A 17460-nucleotide genomic window follows, 5' to 3' on the forward strand; every position below is an offset into this window, starting at 1 on the left:
TCCGATACCCGCCGATAATATTCATTTATCCATATGTGGCAGCAGGCTTAAATTGTTTTCCTTGCCGTCGCTGCCCGGTTTGAACTCTTTCCTCCAGCCTCATAAGACCGGTTCTTTTCAAAACCTTACCGGTCTAGGATTCTCCGTCCTCTGCTATATCGGGACCCACGTTCTTGTCCCGTGAGGGTGTTTTCGCCCGCAGCGCACCGGCACGGCTCTCCAAGCCGAAATAGAGCACAATCGCCAGCAATAACGGCGCGATAAAATAGATGGCGCGATAGGCCAACAGGGCGGCGATAATGGTGCCGTGACTAAGATGCTCGCCGCCGAGCATGGCGACAAATACCGCTTCCAGCACCCCGATGCCCGCCGGAATATGCACAATCACCCCGGCAATGCTGCTTACCAGCAATACGCCGAGCACCAGCGGGAAATCCGCTTTATTATTCAGCAGGACATAGATAATGGCCGCCATCACCATCCAGTTGGTACAAGACACCAGCAACTGCATGCCGGCCATGCGCAGCGACGGCAGCACCAGCTTCTGGCCCCTGACGGTCCAGCGGCGGTGTTTGGCAAAGGCGCAGCACCACAGATAGGCGGCGATAAACAGCAATAAGCCGATGCCGATGAGCCGCAGCGCCATATCGCTGATATCCCATTTTCCCGGCAGCTTTATCACGCCGAAGGCGCAGACCACGCCGGCCAACAGAATATACCCCAGCCAGTTGGTGGCGAGGCTCAGGCTGAATATGCGGGTGATGGCGCTGTTGGACAGCCCGAGACGGGAATAGAGCCGGTAGCGCATGCCGATGCCGCCGACCCAGGTGCTCAGGGTCAGCGTAAAGGCATAACAGATAAATGAAACCAGCATGACCTGCGACACCGCCAGTTTGTGGCCGCAGTAAGCGCGGCCGATGAGATCGTAAATGCCGTACAGCAGATAGCTGACCACCACCAGCCCCGTCACAATCAGTACCGATCGCCGGCTGTAATGGGTAATGGCCTGCGCGACATCGCCCCAGTCCACCTTGCGCGCATACACCACCAGCAACACCGCCACGGCGATAAAAAACAGCGCCGTCAGCATTTTTTTTATTACGGGCCAGCGCCCGTGCTTTTGTTTCGGCTGCCTCCCATGGCGGCGGGAAGAGTCGTCATGCTTCATGGCTTGGCGCCCTCGTTTTCAGGTTCGGCGCGGTCCTGGGTTTCAATTTCCGGCTGCACAGGCGGCGGCACCAGGGATAATTTCGGCGTATGGGCCGGCAGCCAGCCGATCCAGGCCGGAAAATGCCGCAAAAAATGGAACACCAAAACGCTTTTCGCCAGATGCCAGTAGGTCTGTTTCGGCACCTGGCTCTCATCGATAAGCTGGCAGTCCTCCGCGATTAGCCGATCGAGTTTATTACGCAGCGTATGGTTGAACTGACTGTCGTGAATCATCACGTTAGCTTCAAGATTCAGCGACAGGCTCAGGGGATCGAGATTACTGGATCCTACGGTGGCCCAATAGTCGTCCTTGACGGCGACTTTGCCGTGCAGCGGGCGGCGGAGATATTCATATATCATTACCCCCTCCGGCACCAGATAGTTATAAAGCATCCGCGCCCCTACCTTTACGATGGGCATGTCCGGCTCCCCCTGCACGATCAATTTCACCCGTACGCCCCGCCGCGCCGCGTTACGCATCTCCTTGAGCAGCCGGTAGCCGGGGAAAAAATAGGCGTTGGCGATGATCACATCCTGCTTGGCGGTGCGCAGCATATCGAGATAATGCCGCTCGATATCGGTATCGTGTTCGTCGTTATCACGATAGACGAACAGCGCCTGGGCATCGCCGGGCTGACGGTTATAGGCCGGCAGTTTCGAGCGTCGTCCCCACCAGTTGCGCTGCCGGGCCTCGCTGTACAGCGTTTCCAGGGTATAACGGTGAATATCCGCCACCACCGGCCCCTCCAGCTCTACCGCATAATCCTGTTTCGCCTGCGGGCCGTAATCGCTGTAATGCTCGGCGGAGAAGTTAATACCCCCGATAAAGGCAATGCGTCCGTCCACGACGACCGTTTTACGGTGCAGGCGGCGGAACATATTAGTGCGCATCCCCATAAAGGCCGGGCGGGGATCAAAAAAGCGGAAACGAACCCCGGCGGTGGTCAAGGCGGCGATATATCCCTCGGAAAGATTGGCCGAACCGTAACCGTCCACCATGACTTCCACCTTAACGCCGCGCCGCGCCGCGGCAATGAGATTCTCTTGCAGGGCCAAACCGACCTTATCCTCGAACAGGATAAAGGTCTCCAGCAGCACTTCCGTTTCCGCCCGGCCTATCCGGTCATAAAGCCGCGGGAAGAATTCCTCGCCGTTTTCCAGCAGGGAGATTTTATTGCCGTCACGCCATTCCATATTCATAACGAAATCTCCACCGCCAACGGGGCATGATCGGACAGATGCGACCAGGGCTGATTGGCCAGGGAGGTGGGCCGGCTGATACGGGCATTGCGAACATAGATGCGATCCAGGCGCAATACCGGAAAACGGGCGGGAAATGTCTTGGCCGGGCGGCCGTAGGCTTTGGTGAACACCTCTTCCAGACCGGCTTCCCGGCCGAGCAGGGCATTGGCCTGTTGGCGCCAGTCGTTGAAATCTCCTGCCAGCACCAGCGGCGCGCCCTCGGGCAGGGTGGCGATATGTTTGCTTATGAGCAGCATCTGCGCACGACGATGCCGCTCCCTTAATCCTAAATGCACGCACATCATGTGCAGCGGCATATCCCGGCCCGGCACCTGGAGGATACAATGCAGCATACCGCGCTTCTCGGTGCCCTGAACCGAGAGATCCAGGTTATGGTAGCTGGCGATGGGAAAGCGGGAAAGCAGGGCGTTGCCGTGATCGCCATCGGGATAGACCGCGTTGCGGCCATAGGCAAAATCGGCCCACAGGGTATCGGCCAGAAATTCGTATTGCGGCACCACCGGCCAATTTTCAAACCGCCGCGAATGTTTTTCATGGGTTCCCAATACCTCCTGTAAAAAAACGATATCGGGATCGACGGTACGTACCGCTTCGCGCAGCTCCGGCAGGATGAAACGCCGGTTAAACGCGGCAAAGCCTTTGTGGGTATTGATGGTTAATACCTTAAAGGAGAATCCCTGCTCCGCTGATGTCGTCATGCTCACTGTTTCTTTTTTCTCTACGTGAAGGTTCGTTCGAAGCATGGTGCAAAACCCCTGGGTTATCCTTTGGCAAAAGCCCGCCGCTTCCGGTGACGGCAGGCGAAAAGTACAAGGTTGGTTTGAACCGCGAATGTTACGGTGCGGAGTTCGACGGCTTATGCCGTGAAATCGGGCCGCAAAATTGATGGAAACCGTCATGGTGCGGCTTCCTCATTTTATTGAAATTTATGATCATGCTTATTATCGTAGCCATCCAGGGGCAACTCCGCCAATGGCGATCCCCCGGCGAGTGAGTGGCCGTGCCCGTGGCCGTCCGTGACGGTTCCGGTTTATCTGATTAATAACCCTGACTTTTACCCTCATGGCGGCCCTCATTCCGGCCACGGCGGCGCCGACGCGCGACAAAGAAAAAAGTTATAAAAATTGATTCAAGATTACGTTTTGTTACCTGCGGATACGTTATGACATCCACGTTAACCCGCCGTCGTTATGGCGGCTTTCCGCGGCGGCCGGCCGGCGGGTTCTTCGCCCTTGCGGCTAGCGGTAATTTTCATTAGCCTGCTTTATCGCAGCCACCGGATGGAGAGAGGGAATGTCCGAACAAAGCGCCCCGGCGCTGAAAGAGATTTTCAACCAGCAGCGGCTGGAGTTTATCGCCGCGCAAACCGAGTCCGTTTACGGGGAATTTCCCAAGGCGCGTTTTTTGTCCGCCGCCGCCGCCGGACTGGACGAACTGTCGCTGATGGCGCGGCTGCGCCGGGTCAGTGCTTGTCTTCACGACGGCCTGCCGGCGGAATTCCCCGCGGCGCTGGAGATTTTGCGCCGTCTCGCTCCCCGTCTGGACAGGGGCTTCGTTACGTTGATTTTACCGGAATACGTGGCCATGTACGGGCTGGAGGACTATGAGCTGTCTATGGAGGCGCTGCGTTTTTTTACCTCCTTCGGCTCGTCGGAATTCGCGGTGCGGCATTTCCTGCGCCAGGATATGTCCCACGGGCTGGCGCTGCTGGAAATCTGGTCCCGGGATGAAAACGAGCACGTCCGGCGGCTGGCCAGCGAAGGCAGCCGCCCGCGGTTACCTTGGTCCTTTCGTCTGGAAGCGCTGCGGGCCGATCCCTCGCCGGTACGCGGGATACTGAACAACCTGCGCGCCGATCCCAGCCTTTACGTGCGAAAGTCCGTGGCAAATCACCTTAATGATATCACCAAGGATCATCCGGAATGGGTCATGGATCTCCTGGCGGGCTGGCCGCTGGAGGATCCCGCCAGTGCCTGGATTGCCCGCCATGCCTTACGCACCCTGATCAAGCAGGGAGATCGCCGCGCATTGGGTCTGGTAGGGGCCGGCAGCGCGGCACAGGTCAGCGTCGAAGCCTTCACGGTCACTCCGGCGGCGCTGGCGCTGGGGGAACCGGTAGTCCTGGCTTTCAGCCTGCGTTCCACCTCGGCCCTTCCGCAGCGGCTGGTTATCGACTATACCGTTCATTATGTCAAAAAATCCGGCGCCACCTCAGCCAAGGTGTTCAAGCTCAAGACCTTGACCCTGGCCCCTCATGAAACGGTGACCATAACCCGTAGCCAGACAATCCGGAATTTCACCACCCGGACGCATTACGCCGGTAAACACGTGGTGGAAATTTTTATCAACGGCGAGTGCCTGGCGCGCGGGGCATTTGCGATCCGCTAACGAAGGCCGAAGCGCCTTGTCAAAAGAGTTGACGGAGGCGGATTGATTTGATGGGGATCAAAAATAATTTCGCCAGCGTCCATTTGACAAAGGCAAATTTTGCTGAATTTCCTCAATTGGCACCACGCTTATCTCTTGGGGATCAATATCATTCTTATAGATATGCATTTCGTCCAGATAAATTGCGCCTTGACTGTCGCTGCCCAAAGAATCGATAGTTCGGTAATTCTTTTTGTGTTTTCAGCAAGGAATAATTTTAGCCCATCCTGGTTTCTCATTAAATTATCTTTTAGAGACACTCCTCTTGTATTCGTTAATCTAATTTTGTACAAATACGAATCTTTAACTAATGTTTTATATCGTAGTGCCCCGGTTATATCTCCTGCTACTATCACACATGGTTCGTCTGGCGGAATCATTTTTCCAATAGCAGTATAATCATGCGATGAAGTAAAACCTTGTTTCAGAATGAGATCGGGAGAATTCACATCCACCCGATACGCATAACCTTCTGCACCGTCGAAGGAATAAAGACCATTGTCCTGTACTGATGGGCTTTTAAAACGCGGGCAATAGTTTTCAAACTCCAGCAATTTAAACTCATTCGCCCATTCCGGAATCTGCCCTGATTCTTTAATCCAAAGGGCAAAATTCACCTCTGTATAGAGTTCACTGTCTTGTGGAAAGTCATAATTATCCAATAAAGTCTTGGCCTGCTGTTCGCTCATCCCGAGCTTGTGTTGTATGACCTGATGAGGTTTTGCTATTCTGCCACTCAACCCTTCCGACTGTAGTCTTCTTAACCTGTGAGATAAATTTTCCAGGTAAATCCTGTCTTTTTTTATAATCAGTGGGATATATGTTTCCCGTGATTTCAAAAAGTACTGTCCCTTTGTAATTTTCAAATTCACGAAATTATTCTTAACTTTGATATAAATGTTACCCTGGGCATCCCGCCGTATCCCCTGACTATCAGATACAGACAATCCAGCAACATCCACATCTCGTGCATACATCTCAGGAGTAATAAATTTCTTCAGTTTTGGAGACACATGGATATTTGTAGCGAGTTCATCCAATGAAATAAGCCGGCCGTTTTGGCAAGAACAAAGTGGGCCCCGGCGTTCATTCCTATATCAGGACTCATGGGAGAAAAGATATTCTTCCCATATATGCGGCCTATTTTCTTTACAGGAATCATTAACTCCGTGTTTGGAAGTCTGCCCATAGCGTAAGGCGCTGTGGAAACCTGCATTCGTCGTTGCGCGACATACTCCAGTTTTTCCGCTAAGGCAGCGGTTTTCCCATCAACTTTAAGCTGTTTTATCAATCTATGCGCGGATTCTTTTCCTAACCCGTACAGCAGGTCAAACCCTGGGTCCATACCCCGGAGAAACGTTTTTCCCAAGGCGGACAGTTCTTTTAACTCCGGTAAGCTGACTTTCTGCAAAAAAGCCGGGCCGGCGCGTGAAATCGCCCCTTGACTTAAAGTCATACCGCCGGCACGTACCCCCTGGGCAAAACCCGTACCGAACCTTTCGCCCAGTCTGGCCGCGCCCGCCAACAGTGGGATAAAAGACACCCAATCCATCAAACAGGAAGGAAGGGCCTGAATGGGATCGTTATTTACGATACCTTCAATACAATTATAAAATGGTATCATTTCTTTTGCCACTGCCCAGACATTTTGTCCTTGAGATTTTTCATTTCCCGCTTCATAAAGAGCAGCGTATAAAAAATCGTGGTATTGCTTATTCAGAAAATCGATAAGCACCTCACCGCTTTGATTATTGTCTTTGATAATAGCTCTTAGAGGAATAATTTTAAACTCGAACAATTCATTATCAACATAAACGGTATTTTTGTTGATAGTGTATTTTTAAGAAAAATCTTATAATCTAAAAGATCATTTTCTATATATTTATGTATATCCCGATCAACACGAAACAGTTCATACCGATTAACGGTTTCATCGTTTCCTGTTCTAAGGGCATATATTCTTTCTTCATTCCCTAACGAAACAATAAAAGGTTGGTTTTCTCAAGCTTCACCTTGATGTTTTGTCACATGGGTGATTATAGGCAAAGTTAATAGGTTTCCTGGTGTTCATGTTCAGCGCCACTGGACGGATAACCGCAGCCTGTGAAAAAATGAAATCCATTTCATCTTTTCCAGCCGACCTCATAGCGGAATAGAGTAGATACTCATTCAATGCTGAAAATTGATCTGCGACGCTCAACGTCAGTTTTTGATACTCGTCCTCCAGGCTTGTCGGCGCGTCCTTGCAGGGAGGAGCAATGCCATTCATATACAATTCCTTGGCTTCAGCTTTCCCTTTCAACTGCTTCTGTTCCTTAGTGAGTATGGGGTCAGCCAGGCTTGGTAGCGGGATTATTACAGAACACCTGTCGATGATTACATCAGCGAGCTTCCCTCTGGCGAGCCATTGCCGAACAGCAGATTTGTAGCTATCAAGCTTCACTGTCATATCTTTAAGAGCCGCCTGAACCCCTTTTCTGTATTCAAGATAGTCATTGATTACTGCTGAAGTGGCGTCATGAATGTTCTCTACGCCATTCATTTTATCCGAAGGATTCTGAGCAGCGAATAGCAACGCGGGTGTTAAAAATAGTGCTGTATTCCGGCTCCCACTCCATTGGCAATGGCTTGATCCCACATTTTCTCACCAATTGCCGAAACTTCCGTCCGGTTAAATTCACCTAAAGCATTAATGCTGTCTAGGTATCGGCATCCTGCATACAGATCCGCAAATTCGTTTTCACCAGGCGAAAGGGACTTCACGCCGCTTTCGTTAATAAAATAATAAAGAAACGGCATTTCTTTCAATGTGTATCTGTACCAAAATCGATTGAAATAAGAATTCATCTCGGTGGAAAGATCATTAAGATCAACCTTACCGTCGGCTTGTAGTTTTTCCAGGGAAAATAGATACTTTATGCTGCTGATAGCTATGTGGGATGGATTTTTATCATTCATAATTTCTCTATAGGCATATTCAGCTGGATTTTTTTTGAGTATTGCTCCAAAAAGCCAACTGCTTATGGCAGATTCCGCCTGGGTAAGAGTTAATGTCTTCGTGTTTTCTCCGACAAATAAATTCAAGCTATTAAGAATATATAATGGAATCGTTTTTTCAGTTAAATTATTAAGATGATATTCAGCAACCGCAGCGATAAGTTTTTCTAAAGAAATATTACCTTGACTATTCTTTCTTGCAGGAAGGATTTTTTCTTTCCTGAGAAACCTAATGATTTTTTTATTGATTCTTAATATTATCACCTCATTATCACTGTTATTCACCGACTTCAATAAGTCCGAGGAACGCTGATTGCCTGAGACAGTGCTGCCTACACTTTCAATTGAGTTTATAAAGTTATAGAGTGCCCTTGCTCCGCCCACGATGGTCGTAAGAGCCAAAGAACCGAGGGCCACCATGAATTTTTTTCCTGACAGAACCGAGTGCGGTGCGTAAGCAGTAGTGGCCAAAGCGGCCGCTGTCATCAACGGGATACGCACATCGTTACTCCCTCCCCCGCCAGCAACAGACTTTTGCGGATTAACCACTGCGTTGGCAACCACATTTACGGAATTAAAATCCCTTTTTTGGACAGAATAACCAGATTTTGTGGTTAACAAGGGGGGAACTACGGCCACTGCGTCACACTTAGTATTTAGCTGTGAATTTAAAACTATATTGTTAATTTCTCGTTCATACGTTCTTGTTATTTTAGTGTTACAATTCTGTAACTCAGCAATTTTATGTCGCTGTTTTAGCTTTTCGACGCTCCAGGCATGAAGGGCACGGGCGGCATCGTTATGGTTAGCTTCTGGCACTGGCGAAAATTTATTGTTCGCGGTCGCTTTGGTTAATGATTCCGGGTAGACTGTTGAATTCGAATGAAATGCCAACAGTTCTGTTTTTCCGGTAAATTTGCCGGATAAGGCGTTAGGCATGTTTGTTTTAGAAAACGTATGCTGTGAGAGACGTTCGTCATTTTTATGAGTGATTCTTACGAAGGTATCAACTTCAAACGCCGATTCCGGCAGGTCTCCCCGCGTTGCCGGCGCGATGTAGGCAGCGGCTCCACGCTGCGCCATATTCGAAAGAAGATGCCAATAGCAATTTACCCTAATCAGCAGGTTACCGAAAAAAATCGGCATCTTGAGCAACCTTCTTTGTGGAGCGCCTTCATCCGTCAGCCAATATCTGGTGATAAGAGCAAAAACGGCCAGAGCCGTAAAAAAATTTCCTGAGGGATGGCCGTCGTCACGGCTTAGGTATTGATCAAAATAAGTCTCACTCGTATAGTCCAGTATGGTTTCTCGTATAAAATGAGCCAACCCTGGAATGGGGTTATTGCTGCCAAACGTGCAGCAAGAGGCCAGACCCATCGCGTTTAAAAAGACCATATCCACGTTTCTTTTTTCCGTGACGGCTATATACAGGCTGTGCGCGGCCATGACGACATCCACCGGAAGTCCCGGAAGAATTTTCGCTAATCCAGCCGAGATAAGTTCTGCTTGCTTCACTGCGCCCAAAATTCTAATAAGTTCTTTGACACAGCGGCGGCAGTCTTCCGTAAAAGGAATCATCGATTCAGCCTGTTCCGCTGGGGAAACAGGCGAACCGGAACGATCTGAATCATCGTGCCATTGCTCATTTATATTGAAATGCACGCAGGCATTTAACCAGATACCGGCGCTGTTTATGGCGGAAGACGCCGTTGAAAAAACGGTGACAATGGGTGAGACCAAAGGCGTTATGAGCATGAGAATTCTCTTGATGCGGAACCGCTGGAATTTTCTTATATAATGTATTATTTGCGGAGGAAAAAATTAAAAAAAATGGCAAAATATCAAATAATAAAATAACTATTCCGTGATGGAACATCACCGAGGCTACCCGCCGATCACACCGACACCCGGAGCAAATCCTTTAATCGGGTGGTATAGGCCGGCGACAGCATTTCCCGTTTCATTTGCCACTGCCGCCGGACGCCCTGGCCGGCGAAATAGACCCGGCTTTCGCCGCCGCGATTCAGTTTATCCAGGGTCTTCATTAATAACCCGCTGTTTACCCTCGGCTTGTAGTCATCAAATAAGCCGAACTGCGCCACCCCCTGATCAAAAAAATCACCCAGCACGACGCCCGCTTTCAAATAGCGCTGATCCTCCAGCCAGATACTCTCCAGGCATTGAACCGCCTGGGCGATGATATCCCGGGTATCATTGGTGGGAATGGGAATCAGGCCGGTGGCTTGATTGCCGTAGAATTGCTCCCCCTGGGCATGGGGGCTGGTGCGGATAAATACCGATACCTGCCGGCAAAATTGTTTCTCGCCGCGCAGTTTCTCCGCCGCCCGGCCGGCATAATCACATACCGCCTCGCGCATGTCCTGATAGCGGCTGACACGCGATCCGAAGCTGCGGCTGCTGATAATCTGCTGTTTTACCGCCGGCACCTCCTCCACCGCCAGGCAAGATTCGCCGCACAGTTCCCTGACGGTGCGCTCCAGTACCACGCTGAAGTTTTTCCTGATAAACGCCGGCGGGGAATCCGCCAGCTGCAGCGCGGTGCAAATGCCCATGGCCCGCAGGTTTTTTCCCCATACGCCGCCCGATGCCCCACACGGCTTCCACCGGCATCAGCGCCATTAACCTGCGTTGGCGCAGGGGTGAGGAGAGGTCCACCACCCCACCGGTCTTACGCCACTTCTTGGCCGCATGATTCGCCAGTTTGGCCAGTGTCTTGCTCGGAGCGATGCCCACCCCGGAGGTGAGCTTGGTACACTGCAGCAGGGTTTGCCGCACCTCCCGTCCGAACTGTTCCAAAGAGGCGCACGCGCTGACGCCGGTGAGGTCGAGGAAAGCTTCATCGATACTGTAAATTTCCACCGCCGGCGCCATCTCCTCAAGGAGGGACATCACACGCTGGGACATGTCGGCATACAGGGCATAGTTACTGGAAAAGACCGCCACGCCGTGGCGGGCAAGATGCTCGCGGATTTTGTAATAGGGCTCGGCCATATTGATACCCAACCGTTTGGCCGCCGCCGAACGTGCAATCACACAGCCGTCGTTATTACTGAGCACCACGACGGGCCGGTCCCGCAGCTCCGGCCGGAATACCGTCTCGCAGGATGCATAAAAGGAATTGATGTCTACCAGGGCATACATGGATGCGCTCGCCTGAATACTGTAATTAAATACAGTATAGCGGCATGCGCTTCGCCTTGTGAAGCCACCCTCCCCCGGCAAACAGCCAACCCGTTGTTAACAGGAAATATTCAGTTATCGCTTTCGGGTTAAGGCTGTGCCGCCTTTATAAATCGTCTCATTTATCGCACCGTTATATAATAAATTACCTAACGTATCATATTTTTTGCTTTTTAAAAAACGGGGTTTTTATAACAAAATTGTCCGAGAACAATATTCGCTGATTATTTTTCATTCATCATCATAAAAGTAATTCATCAAATAACCATAAGCACACTATGTATATCCGTGCCGCCGGCAGACAGGATGATAAAAATATATCGGGGGATGGCAGATGAAGGAAAACTTTCTTTTAACCGCCCTGGCCGAGTCGGGCATCAGCCGGCGCAGCCTGGTGAAAGGCGGCATGGCGGCGGGAGGACTGCTTATCGCCAGCAGCGCGCTACAGTTACCCTTCACATTCGCCCGTAGCGCCATGGCCCCGATCCCGGCGGCCGGGGCAGACGATAAGACGGTCTGGAGCATGTGCTCGGTGAACTGCGGCAGCCGCTGCGCGCTGCGTCTGCATACCCGCGATAACGAAGTCTACTGGGTTGAGACGGATAACACCGGTCAGGATATTTATGGCGATCACCAGGTGCGCGCCTGCCTGCGCGGCCGATCCATACGCCGCCGGATGAACCATCCCGACCGGCTTAAATATCCGATGAAACGGGTGGGTAAGCGTGGTGAAGGCAAATTTGTTCGCATCAGCTGGGACGAGGCGCTGGATACCATTGCCGATAATCTCAAACGCATCGTCAAAGACTACGGCAACGAAGCGGTGTATATCCATTATTCATCGGGCATCACCGGCGGCAACTTTACCCGCTCCTCTCCGTCTGGCTCGCTGGTGACCCGGCTGATGAACTGCTACGGCGGTTCCCTGCAGCAATACGGCACTTACAGCACGGCGCAGATCAGCGCCGCCATGCCTTACACCTACGGCAGCAACGACGGCAACAGCACCTCGGACATCGTCAATACCAAGCTGGTGGTGATGTTCGGCAATAACCCGGCGGAAACCCGCATGAGCGGCGCCGGCATCACTTACCATCTGGAGCAGGCCCGTGAACGCGCCAACGCCCGCATGATTGTTATCGACCCGCGTTATACCGATACCGCCGCCGGGCGGGAGGACCAATGGATTCCCATCCGCCCCGGCACCGACGCGGCGCTGGTCTCGGCCCTCGCCTGGGTGTTGATTACCGAGAACCTGGTGGACCAGGCGTTTCTCGATACCTATTGCGTCGGTTACGACGAAAAAAACCTACCCGCCGGCGCACCGGCCAACGGCCACTATAAAGCCTATATCTTAGGCCAAGGGGACGATAAGACCGCCAAAACGCCGTTCTGGGCGGAAAAAATCACCGGCATCCCGCGGGATCAGATAATCAAGCTGGCTCGTGAAATCGGCGGCGCCAAACCGGCCTATATTTGCCAGGGATGGGGACCCCAACGGCAGGCCAACGGCGAACAGACGGCGCGCGCCATCGCCATGCTGCCGATCCTCACCGGCAATGTGGGTATCAACGGCGGCAACAGCGGCGCCCGTGAATCCACCTACACCATTACCATCGAACGGATGCCGGTGCTGAAAAACCCGGTTAAAACCCAGATCCCGGTGTTCATGTGGACCGACGCCATCTATCGCGGCAAGGAAATGACCGCCCTGAAGGACGGCGTTAAAGGCAAGGCCAAGCTGGATGTGCCCATCAAGTTTATCTGGAACTATGCCGGCAATACCCTGGTGAACCAGCACTCCGATATCAACCGTACCCACAAGATTCTGCAAAACGAGCAGGACTGCGAGATGATTGTGGTTATCGAAAACTTTATGACCTCTTCGGCGAAGTATGCCGATATCCTGCTGCCGGACCTGATGACCACCGAACAGGAAGATATCGTGCCCAATGACTATGCCGGCAATATGGGGTATTTGATCTTCGGCCAGCCCTCCACCACGCCGAAATTCGAACGGCGCTCCATCTATGAGATAACCAAAGGAATCGCGCAGCGGCTGGGGCCGGATATCGAGCAGAAATTCACCGAAGGGCGCAGCCAGTCCGAATGGCTGCAGTTTCTCTACGGCAAGATGCTGGCGGAAGACCCCCTGCTGCCCTCTTACGATCAGCTGAAGGCCCAGGGGATTTATAAACGCCGTGACCCGGACGGACATTTTGTCGCCTACCGGGATTTCCGCCAGGACCCCCAGGCCCATCCGCTAAAGACCCCCACCGGCAAAATCGAAATTTATTCCACCGCCCTGTCCGCCATCGCCGCCACATGGGAACTGAAAGCGGACGAAGTCATCAGCCCGCTGCCCGTGTATGCCAGCACCTTCGAAGGCTGGAACGATCCGCTGCGCTCACGTTTCCCGCTGCAGCTGGCCGGATTCCACTATAAGGCGCGCACTCACTCTACTTACGGCAACATCGACGTATTGCAGGCGGCCTGTCCACAGGAAGTCTGGATCAACCCGCTGGACGCGCAAAGCCGGAATATCAACAACGGCGATCGGGTGCGGGTATTCAACGACCGGGGTGAAATCCGGATCTTCGCCAAGGTGACGCCGCGCATCCTGCCGGGCGTTACCGCCATCGGACAGGGGGCGTGGCACCAGGCCGATATGGCGGGGGACAAAATCGATCACGGCGGCTGCATCAATACCCTTACCACCCAGCGCCCGTCGCCGCTGGCCAAGGGTAACCCGCAGCATACCAACCTGATTGAGATAGAGAAGGTTTAGGAGTAGCCGATGAGTACGCAATACGGTTTTTATATTGATTCAAGCCGGTGTACCGGGTGTAAAACCTGTGAGCTGGCCTGCAAGGATTACAAAAATCTCGGTCCCAATGTCAGCTTTCGCCGCATTTATGAATATACCGGCGGCAGTTGGCAGCAAGACGGCTACGGTTATCATCAGGATGTTTTTGCCTATTATCTCTCCATTGCCTGCAACCACTGCGAAGATCCCGCCTGCGTCAAGGTGTGTCCCAGCGGCGCCATGCATAAAGGCGACGACGGCTTCGTGGTGGTGAACGAAGATATCTGTATCGGCTGCCGCTACTGTCATATGGCCTGTCCTTACGGCGCGCCGCAGTTCAACGCCGAGAAAGGCCATATGACCAAATGCGACGGCTGCCATGAACGGGTGGCGGTGGGGCAAAAACCCGTTTGCGTGGAATCCTGCCCGCTGCGGGCGCTTGATTTAGCGCCCATCGGCGACTTGCGCGACAAATACGGCGATCTGGCCGCGGTGGCGCCGCTGCCCGACCCGATGTTCACCCAGCCCAATCTGGTTATCAAGCCCAACGCCGGCAGCCGGCCGCTGGGTGATACCACCGGCTATCTTGCCAATCCTAAGGAGGTTTAATATGGGTAACGGATGGTCGGAGTGGCCGCTGATGTTTTTCACCGTGGCGGCCCAGTGCGTGATTGGCGGTTACCTGATCATGGCCATGGTGCTGTTGGCGGGTAACCTGACGGTGGCAGGCATCCGCAAAGTGCATCTGTCGATGTTCTTTTTATGGCTATTGATGGGGCTGGGATTCCTTGCCTCCATGATGCATCTGGGTTCGCCGCTGCGGGCCTTGAATTCATTAAACCGCATCGGCGCCTCGCCGCTGTCCAACGAGATCGCCGCTGGCTCGCTGTTTTTCGCCCTAGGGGGCATCTACTGGCTGATAGCTGTGCTTAATCGCATGCCCCGAATGGCGGGCAACATATGGCTGGTGATCACCGCCCTGTCCGGCCTGCTGTTTTTATATGCCATGGGCCGGGTCTATATGATAGATACCGTGCCCACCTGGGATACTGTTTATACCCCTCTTGGTTTCGTGCTGACGGTATTTATCGGCGGACCGCTGCTGGGCTGCCTGCTATTGCAGGGCGCAGGCATCAGCGGTCCGGGCTGGCGCTACCTGCCCTGGGTAAGCGTTATCGCGGTGATGATAAGCGTGGCGGCGGTAATGATGCAGGCCGCCGGTCTGGCCGCTATCCACAGTTCGGTACAGCAGGCCTCGGCGATGGTCCCCGATTACGGCCTGCTGATGGCGGGAAGGGTGTTGCTGCTGGGACTGGGACTGGCCTGCTGGCTTTGGCCGGTGGCCCGAGGCAAAACGCCGCCTGTAGCCGGGCTGGCGCTGGGACTGGTGCTGATTATCGGCGGCGAACTTATCGGCCGGGCGGTATTCTACGGCTTGCATATGACGGTGGGCATGGCGATTGCCAGCTGATGCATGATCTCCATGCTTCAGGCTGGCCGTTGGTCTTATTGCGCTAACTGTGGAACCTGCCGGCTTAGGCGACCGGTTTTCTAACCCATCAAATTTGCCGTGAAAAATTTATTGTTTCACTTTTTTCTGGGATTCGGCGCGGCTTGCAACAGGACTGTAACTTAGGGTTAAGGACCCTGTTATTGTATCCGCAATGAGAACGTCACCGCCATTAGCGTATACATTGCCTTTAACATTTTCGGCCAGGTTTAAAGCTCCATTCAGATTTTAATTTTTAATGAATTTTCTGATACATCTGTACCGGATGAATGAGCGCATTGATTCGCAGTGGCTGGACTGGTGCCTGGCTGTGAATTTCCTGAAATTTGCATGTTGTTTAAATCCATCTCTTCTATAGTAATGAGCTCTAAAAATACCTAATTTGATATTCTTAAAGCCTTTTCTCTCCCTTTACTTTTTATTTCTGATCTTTTATTGCCAGCAAAACAACGTTTTGGGAATTATGAAACCACCTCGATAATATTATCTCTATAATCCACACTGCCGGTACCTTTAGTGACCAACCTTAATTTAGCATCCGGGTTAGCCGAATTATCCACCGTTAATGTCAAAATCTTCCCGGAAACAACGATTTCAAAACATTTTCTCCTATATTAACAGATTTGGAAACATCAATCTGGTATTTATCGGGCTGTGAAACAAAAAGGTCTGAGCGTTATCCACAATTGACTTGGCCTTGCAATTATTAAAAGTACTACCAATTGTGATTGAACCAGCAAACCTTTGCTTAAGGATTTCATGCCTTGTTGTGGGATTATTTTTCTCACAAGACTTTTCAGGTATAACCCAATGGAGATGGTTCAAGCTTGATTTTTCATCAATAACAATATTTTTACTATTTGCTGTAATCATTGCAGTATGTTGAGTATTTATAAAAGATGTATTACCTGTGTCTTGTTTTATATGCGTATTTTATTGGTTTTAATATTACGGATAATGATTTCACCGGATTTCGTTGTCAGCCTTTCGGGGAAGTCGGGATGTGAAAACATTAACGAAATTTTCCCGCCAGTGGTTTTATCTCTTCGGCTCCAGAACACTTTAGCGTAACGTGACCGGATTCATGACAAGTCTCGATCGTTTTGCTTTTGATCCATCTTTCAGCTCAACGGTGCCGCTGTAGGTCTTTATGCTATTCTGAACTTCACTTTCTTCCAATAAAACGGAGCCACAATCTGTAACAATAGAAGCAACGGTTGACTGACGGAACATTCCTACAAAGGCATTCTTAGTTTCGATGCCTCCGGTAACCTGGCTATTCGTGAGGAACACTTTACCAGACTCATATTCGGTGGTGATGCTAGTTACCTTAGCACGATCCGTGAGTTTAACAGTACCGCCATTTGTATTGATATTTTCTAAGGTCGCATCCTTTAAGCTGATATTACCGGCTGATTTCACATCGGCGTTATATTTCCCTTCTCGATTTCTATATCTCCCTGGCTGCTTTCGATGAGTATCTTATCCTCCCTTCGGTGGTATAACAGTTTAACAGTGTGACTGTTTTCTGAGAAAAATATCTGAAGACAATTCTTCTCCACAACGGTAAAATTTATCTGTTGAACCATCGGATGGAATGTTTGAGTTAGAAAACTGTGTGTTAGAAAACTGTGTGGTACTTGAAGTGTTCATAATAAAATCTCCCAGAACATTTGGTATTGATATGCATTTAAGAAAAGCAAATTCGTAAATTTGAAGGGAGGATTATAATATAAGTTTCTTAAACATACCCGTAACAGCCTTATCTCAAAAACGAACTTCAGCAGGTATGATTTCGGATAGAATACCGGTGAGCCAGCATAATAAATTATTGCCGCCGCCGACAGTACTTTCTCCATGCTTTTGTAAGCAGAGCTTCTGCCGCCAGCAGTTGACGTTTACGTTCAACGTCCCAGCGATAGCCGGACAGCGCCCCGCCGCTGCGCACCACCCGATGTAAGGGGATGGCCACCGCCAGCTGGTTGGCGGCGCAGGCGCCGGCCACGGCAGGCGGAAGCATAGGCCCTAGGCGTCAGTGCGGTAATGG

At 51.5% G+C, this 17460-nt stretch carries 12 protein-coding genes and 2 pseudogenes; 4 read left to right on the top strand and 10 right to left on the bottom strand.

Annotated features, from left to right (window positions below; translation table 11 throughout):
* Window positions 1-133: 133 nt before the first annotated feature.
* From GTU79_RS25545 to GTU79_RS25555, 3 genes are read right to left on the bottom strand one after another with little or no spacing between them, the layout of a single operon-like run.
* Entirely contained in the window at window positions 134-1168 is a 1035-nt protein-coding gene (locus tag GTU79_RS25545; RefSeq protein WP_203520907.1) for a lysylphosphatidylglycerol synthase domain-containing protein, read from the bottom strand.
* Window positions 1165-2409, bottom strand: coding sequence for a cardiolipin synthase ClsB (clsB, locus tag GTU79_RS25550; RefSeq protein WP_203520905.1), 1245 nt, complete (start codon window positions 2407-2409; stop codon window positions 1165-1167). The genes GTU79_RS25545 and clsB overlap by 4 nt, the downstream gene beginning before the upstream one ends.
* Window positions 2406-3170, bottom strand: coding sequence for an endonuclease/exonuclease/phosphatase family protein (locus GTU79_RS25555; protein ID WP_203520903.1), 765 nt, complete (start codon window positions 3168-3170; stop codon window positions 2406-2408). Before GTU79_RS25555 ends, clsB begins: the two co-directional genes overlap by 4 nt.
* Window positions 3171-3765: 595 nt before the next feature.
* On the opposite strand from GTU79_RS25555, the gene GTU79_RS25560 reads away from it, so the two are divergent.
* A complete protein-coding gene (locus tag GTU79_RS25560; protein WP_203520901.1) occupies window positions 3766-4860 on the top strand; it encodes a DNA alkylation repair protein in 1095 nt (364 codons plus the stop codon).
* 128 nt (window positions 4861-4988) lie between these two features.
* On the opposite strand, the gene GTU79_RS25565 is transcribed toward GTU79_RS25560, so the two are convergent.
* The 5 genes and pseudogenes from GTU79_RS25565 to umuC form a co-directional block, all read right to left on the bottom strand.
* The gene (locus tag GTU79_RS25565; protein WP_214513490.1) at window positions 4989-5939 is read right to left on the bottom strand and encodes a hypothetical protein; all 951 of its coding nucleotides are present in this window, start codon (window positions 5937-5939) and stop codon (window positions 4989-4991) included.
* Window positions 5897-6697, bottom strand: coding sequence for a hypothetical protein (locus GTU79_RS25570; protein ID WP_214513491.1), 801 nt, complete (start codon window positions 6695-6697; stop codon window positions 5897-5899). Before GTU79_RS25570 ends, GTU79_RS25565 begins: the two co-directional genes overlap by 43 nt.
* 210 nt (window positions 6698-6907) lie before the next feature.
* A complete protein-coding gene (locus GTU79_RS25575) occupies window positions 6908-7441 on the bottom strand; it encodes a hypothetical protein (RefSeq protein ID WP_214513492.1) in 534 nt (177 codons plus the stop codon).
* Between the two features lie 41 nt (window positions 7442-7482).
* Window positions 7483-9651 carry a hypothetical protein gene (locus tag GTU79_RS25580; RefSeq protein ID WP_214513493.1) on the bottom strand — a complete coding sequence of 723 codons (2169 nt, stop codon included), beginning with the start codon at window positions 9649-9651 and terminating at the stop codon, window positions 7483-7485.
* A 140-nt stretch (window positions 9652-9791) separates the two neighbouring features.
* Window positions 9792-11058: pseudogene (umuC, locus tag GTU79_RS25585) on the bottom strand (translesion error-prone DNA polymerase V subunit UmuC).
* 373 nt (window positions 11059-11431) lie between these two features.
* Here umuC and GTU79_RS25590 point away from each other — a divergent pair.
* The 3 genes from GTU79_RS25590 to GTU79_RS25600 are packed head-to-tail and all read left to right on the top strand — an operon-like array spanning window position 11432 to window position 15374.
* Complete coding sequence (locus tag GTU79_RS25590) at window positions 11432-13885, top strand: DmsA/YnfE/YnfF family dimethyl sulfoxide reductase (RefSeq protein ID WP_203520889.1); 2454 nt, start codon at window positions 11432-11434, stop codon at window positions 13883-13885.
* A 9-nt stretch (window positions 13886-13894) separates the two neighbouring features.
* Window positions 13895-14512: a DMSO/selenate family reductase complex B subunit gene (locus tag GTU79_RS25595; protein WP_203520887.1), complete on the top strand. Its 618-nt coding sequence runs from the start codon at window positions 13895-13897 to the stop codon at window positions 14510-14512.
* Window position 14513: 1 nt separating this feature from the next.
* Window positions 14514-15374: a DmsC/YnfH family molybdoenzyme membrane anchor subunit gene (locus GTU79_RS25600; protein ID WP_214513494.1), complete on the top strand. Its 861-nt coding sequence runs from the start codon at window positions 14514-14516 to the stop codon at window positions 15372-15374.
* Between the two features lie 1101 nt (window positions 15375-16475).
* On the opposite strand, the gene GTU79_RS25605 is transcribed toward GTU79_RS25600, so the two are convergent.
* Together GTU79_RS25605 and GTU79_RS25610 are read right to left on the bottom strand one after the other, a co-directional pair.
* Entirely contained in the window at window positions 16476-16835 is a 360-nt protein-coding gene (locus tag GTU79_RS25605; protein ID WP_214513495.1) for a hypothetical protein, read from the bottom strand.
* 406 nt (window positions 16836-17241) lie between these two features.
* Window positions 17242-17445 (bottom strand): annotated as a pseudogene (locus GTU79_RS25610) (methylated-DNA--[protein]-cysteine S-methyltransferase); the annotation flags it as partial.
* Window positions 17446-17460: the final 15 nt, after the last annotated feature.

This window comes from Sodalis ligni (assembly GCF_016865525.2).
GTDB lineage: Bacteria > Pseudomonadota > Gammaproteobacteria > Enterobacterales > Enterobacteriaceae > Acerihabitans > Acerihabitans ligni.

Excerpts from the sequence above, each read along its gene's own strand:
- GTU79_RS25555 (WP_203520903.1), bottom strand. The coding sequence starts at position 3,170 with ATGACGACATCAGCGGAGCAGGGATTCTCCTTTAAGGTATTAACCATC.
- GTU79_RS25560 (WP_203520901.1), top strand. The coding sequence starts at position 3,766 with ATGTCCGAACAAAGCGCCCCGGCGCTGAAAGAGATTTTCAACCAGCAG.
- GTU79_RS25545 (WP_203520907.1), bottom strand. The coding sequence starts at position 1,168 with ATGAAGCATGACGACTCTTCCCGCCGCCATGGGAGGCAGCCGAAACAA.
- GTU79_RS25595 (WP_203520887.1), top strand. The coding sequence starts at position 13,895 with ATGAGTACGCAATACGGTTTTTATATTGATTCAAGCCGGTGTACCGGG.
- GTU79_RS25590 (WP_203520889.1), top strand. The coding sequence starts at position 11,432 with ATGAAGGAAAACTTTCTTTTAACCGCCCTGGCCGAGTCGGGCATCAGC.
- clsB (WP_203520905.1), bottom strand. The coding sequence starts at position 2,409 with ATGAATATGGAATGGCGTGACGGCAATAAAATCTCCCTGCTGGAAAAC.
- GTU79_RS25575 (WP_214513492.1), bottom strand. The coding sequence starts at position 7,441 with ATGAATGGCGTAGAGAACATTCATGACGCCACTTCAGCAGTAATCAAT.
- GTU79_RS25580 (WP_214513493.1), bottom strand. The coding sequence starts at position 9,651 with ATGCTCATAACGCCTTTGGTCTCACCCATTGTCACCGTTTTTTCAACG.
- GTU79_RS25600 (WP_214513494.1), top strand. The coding sequence starts at position 14,514 with ATGGGTAACGGATGGTCGGAGTGGCCGCTGATGTTTTTCACCGTGGCG.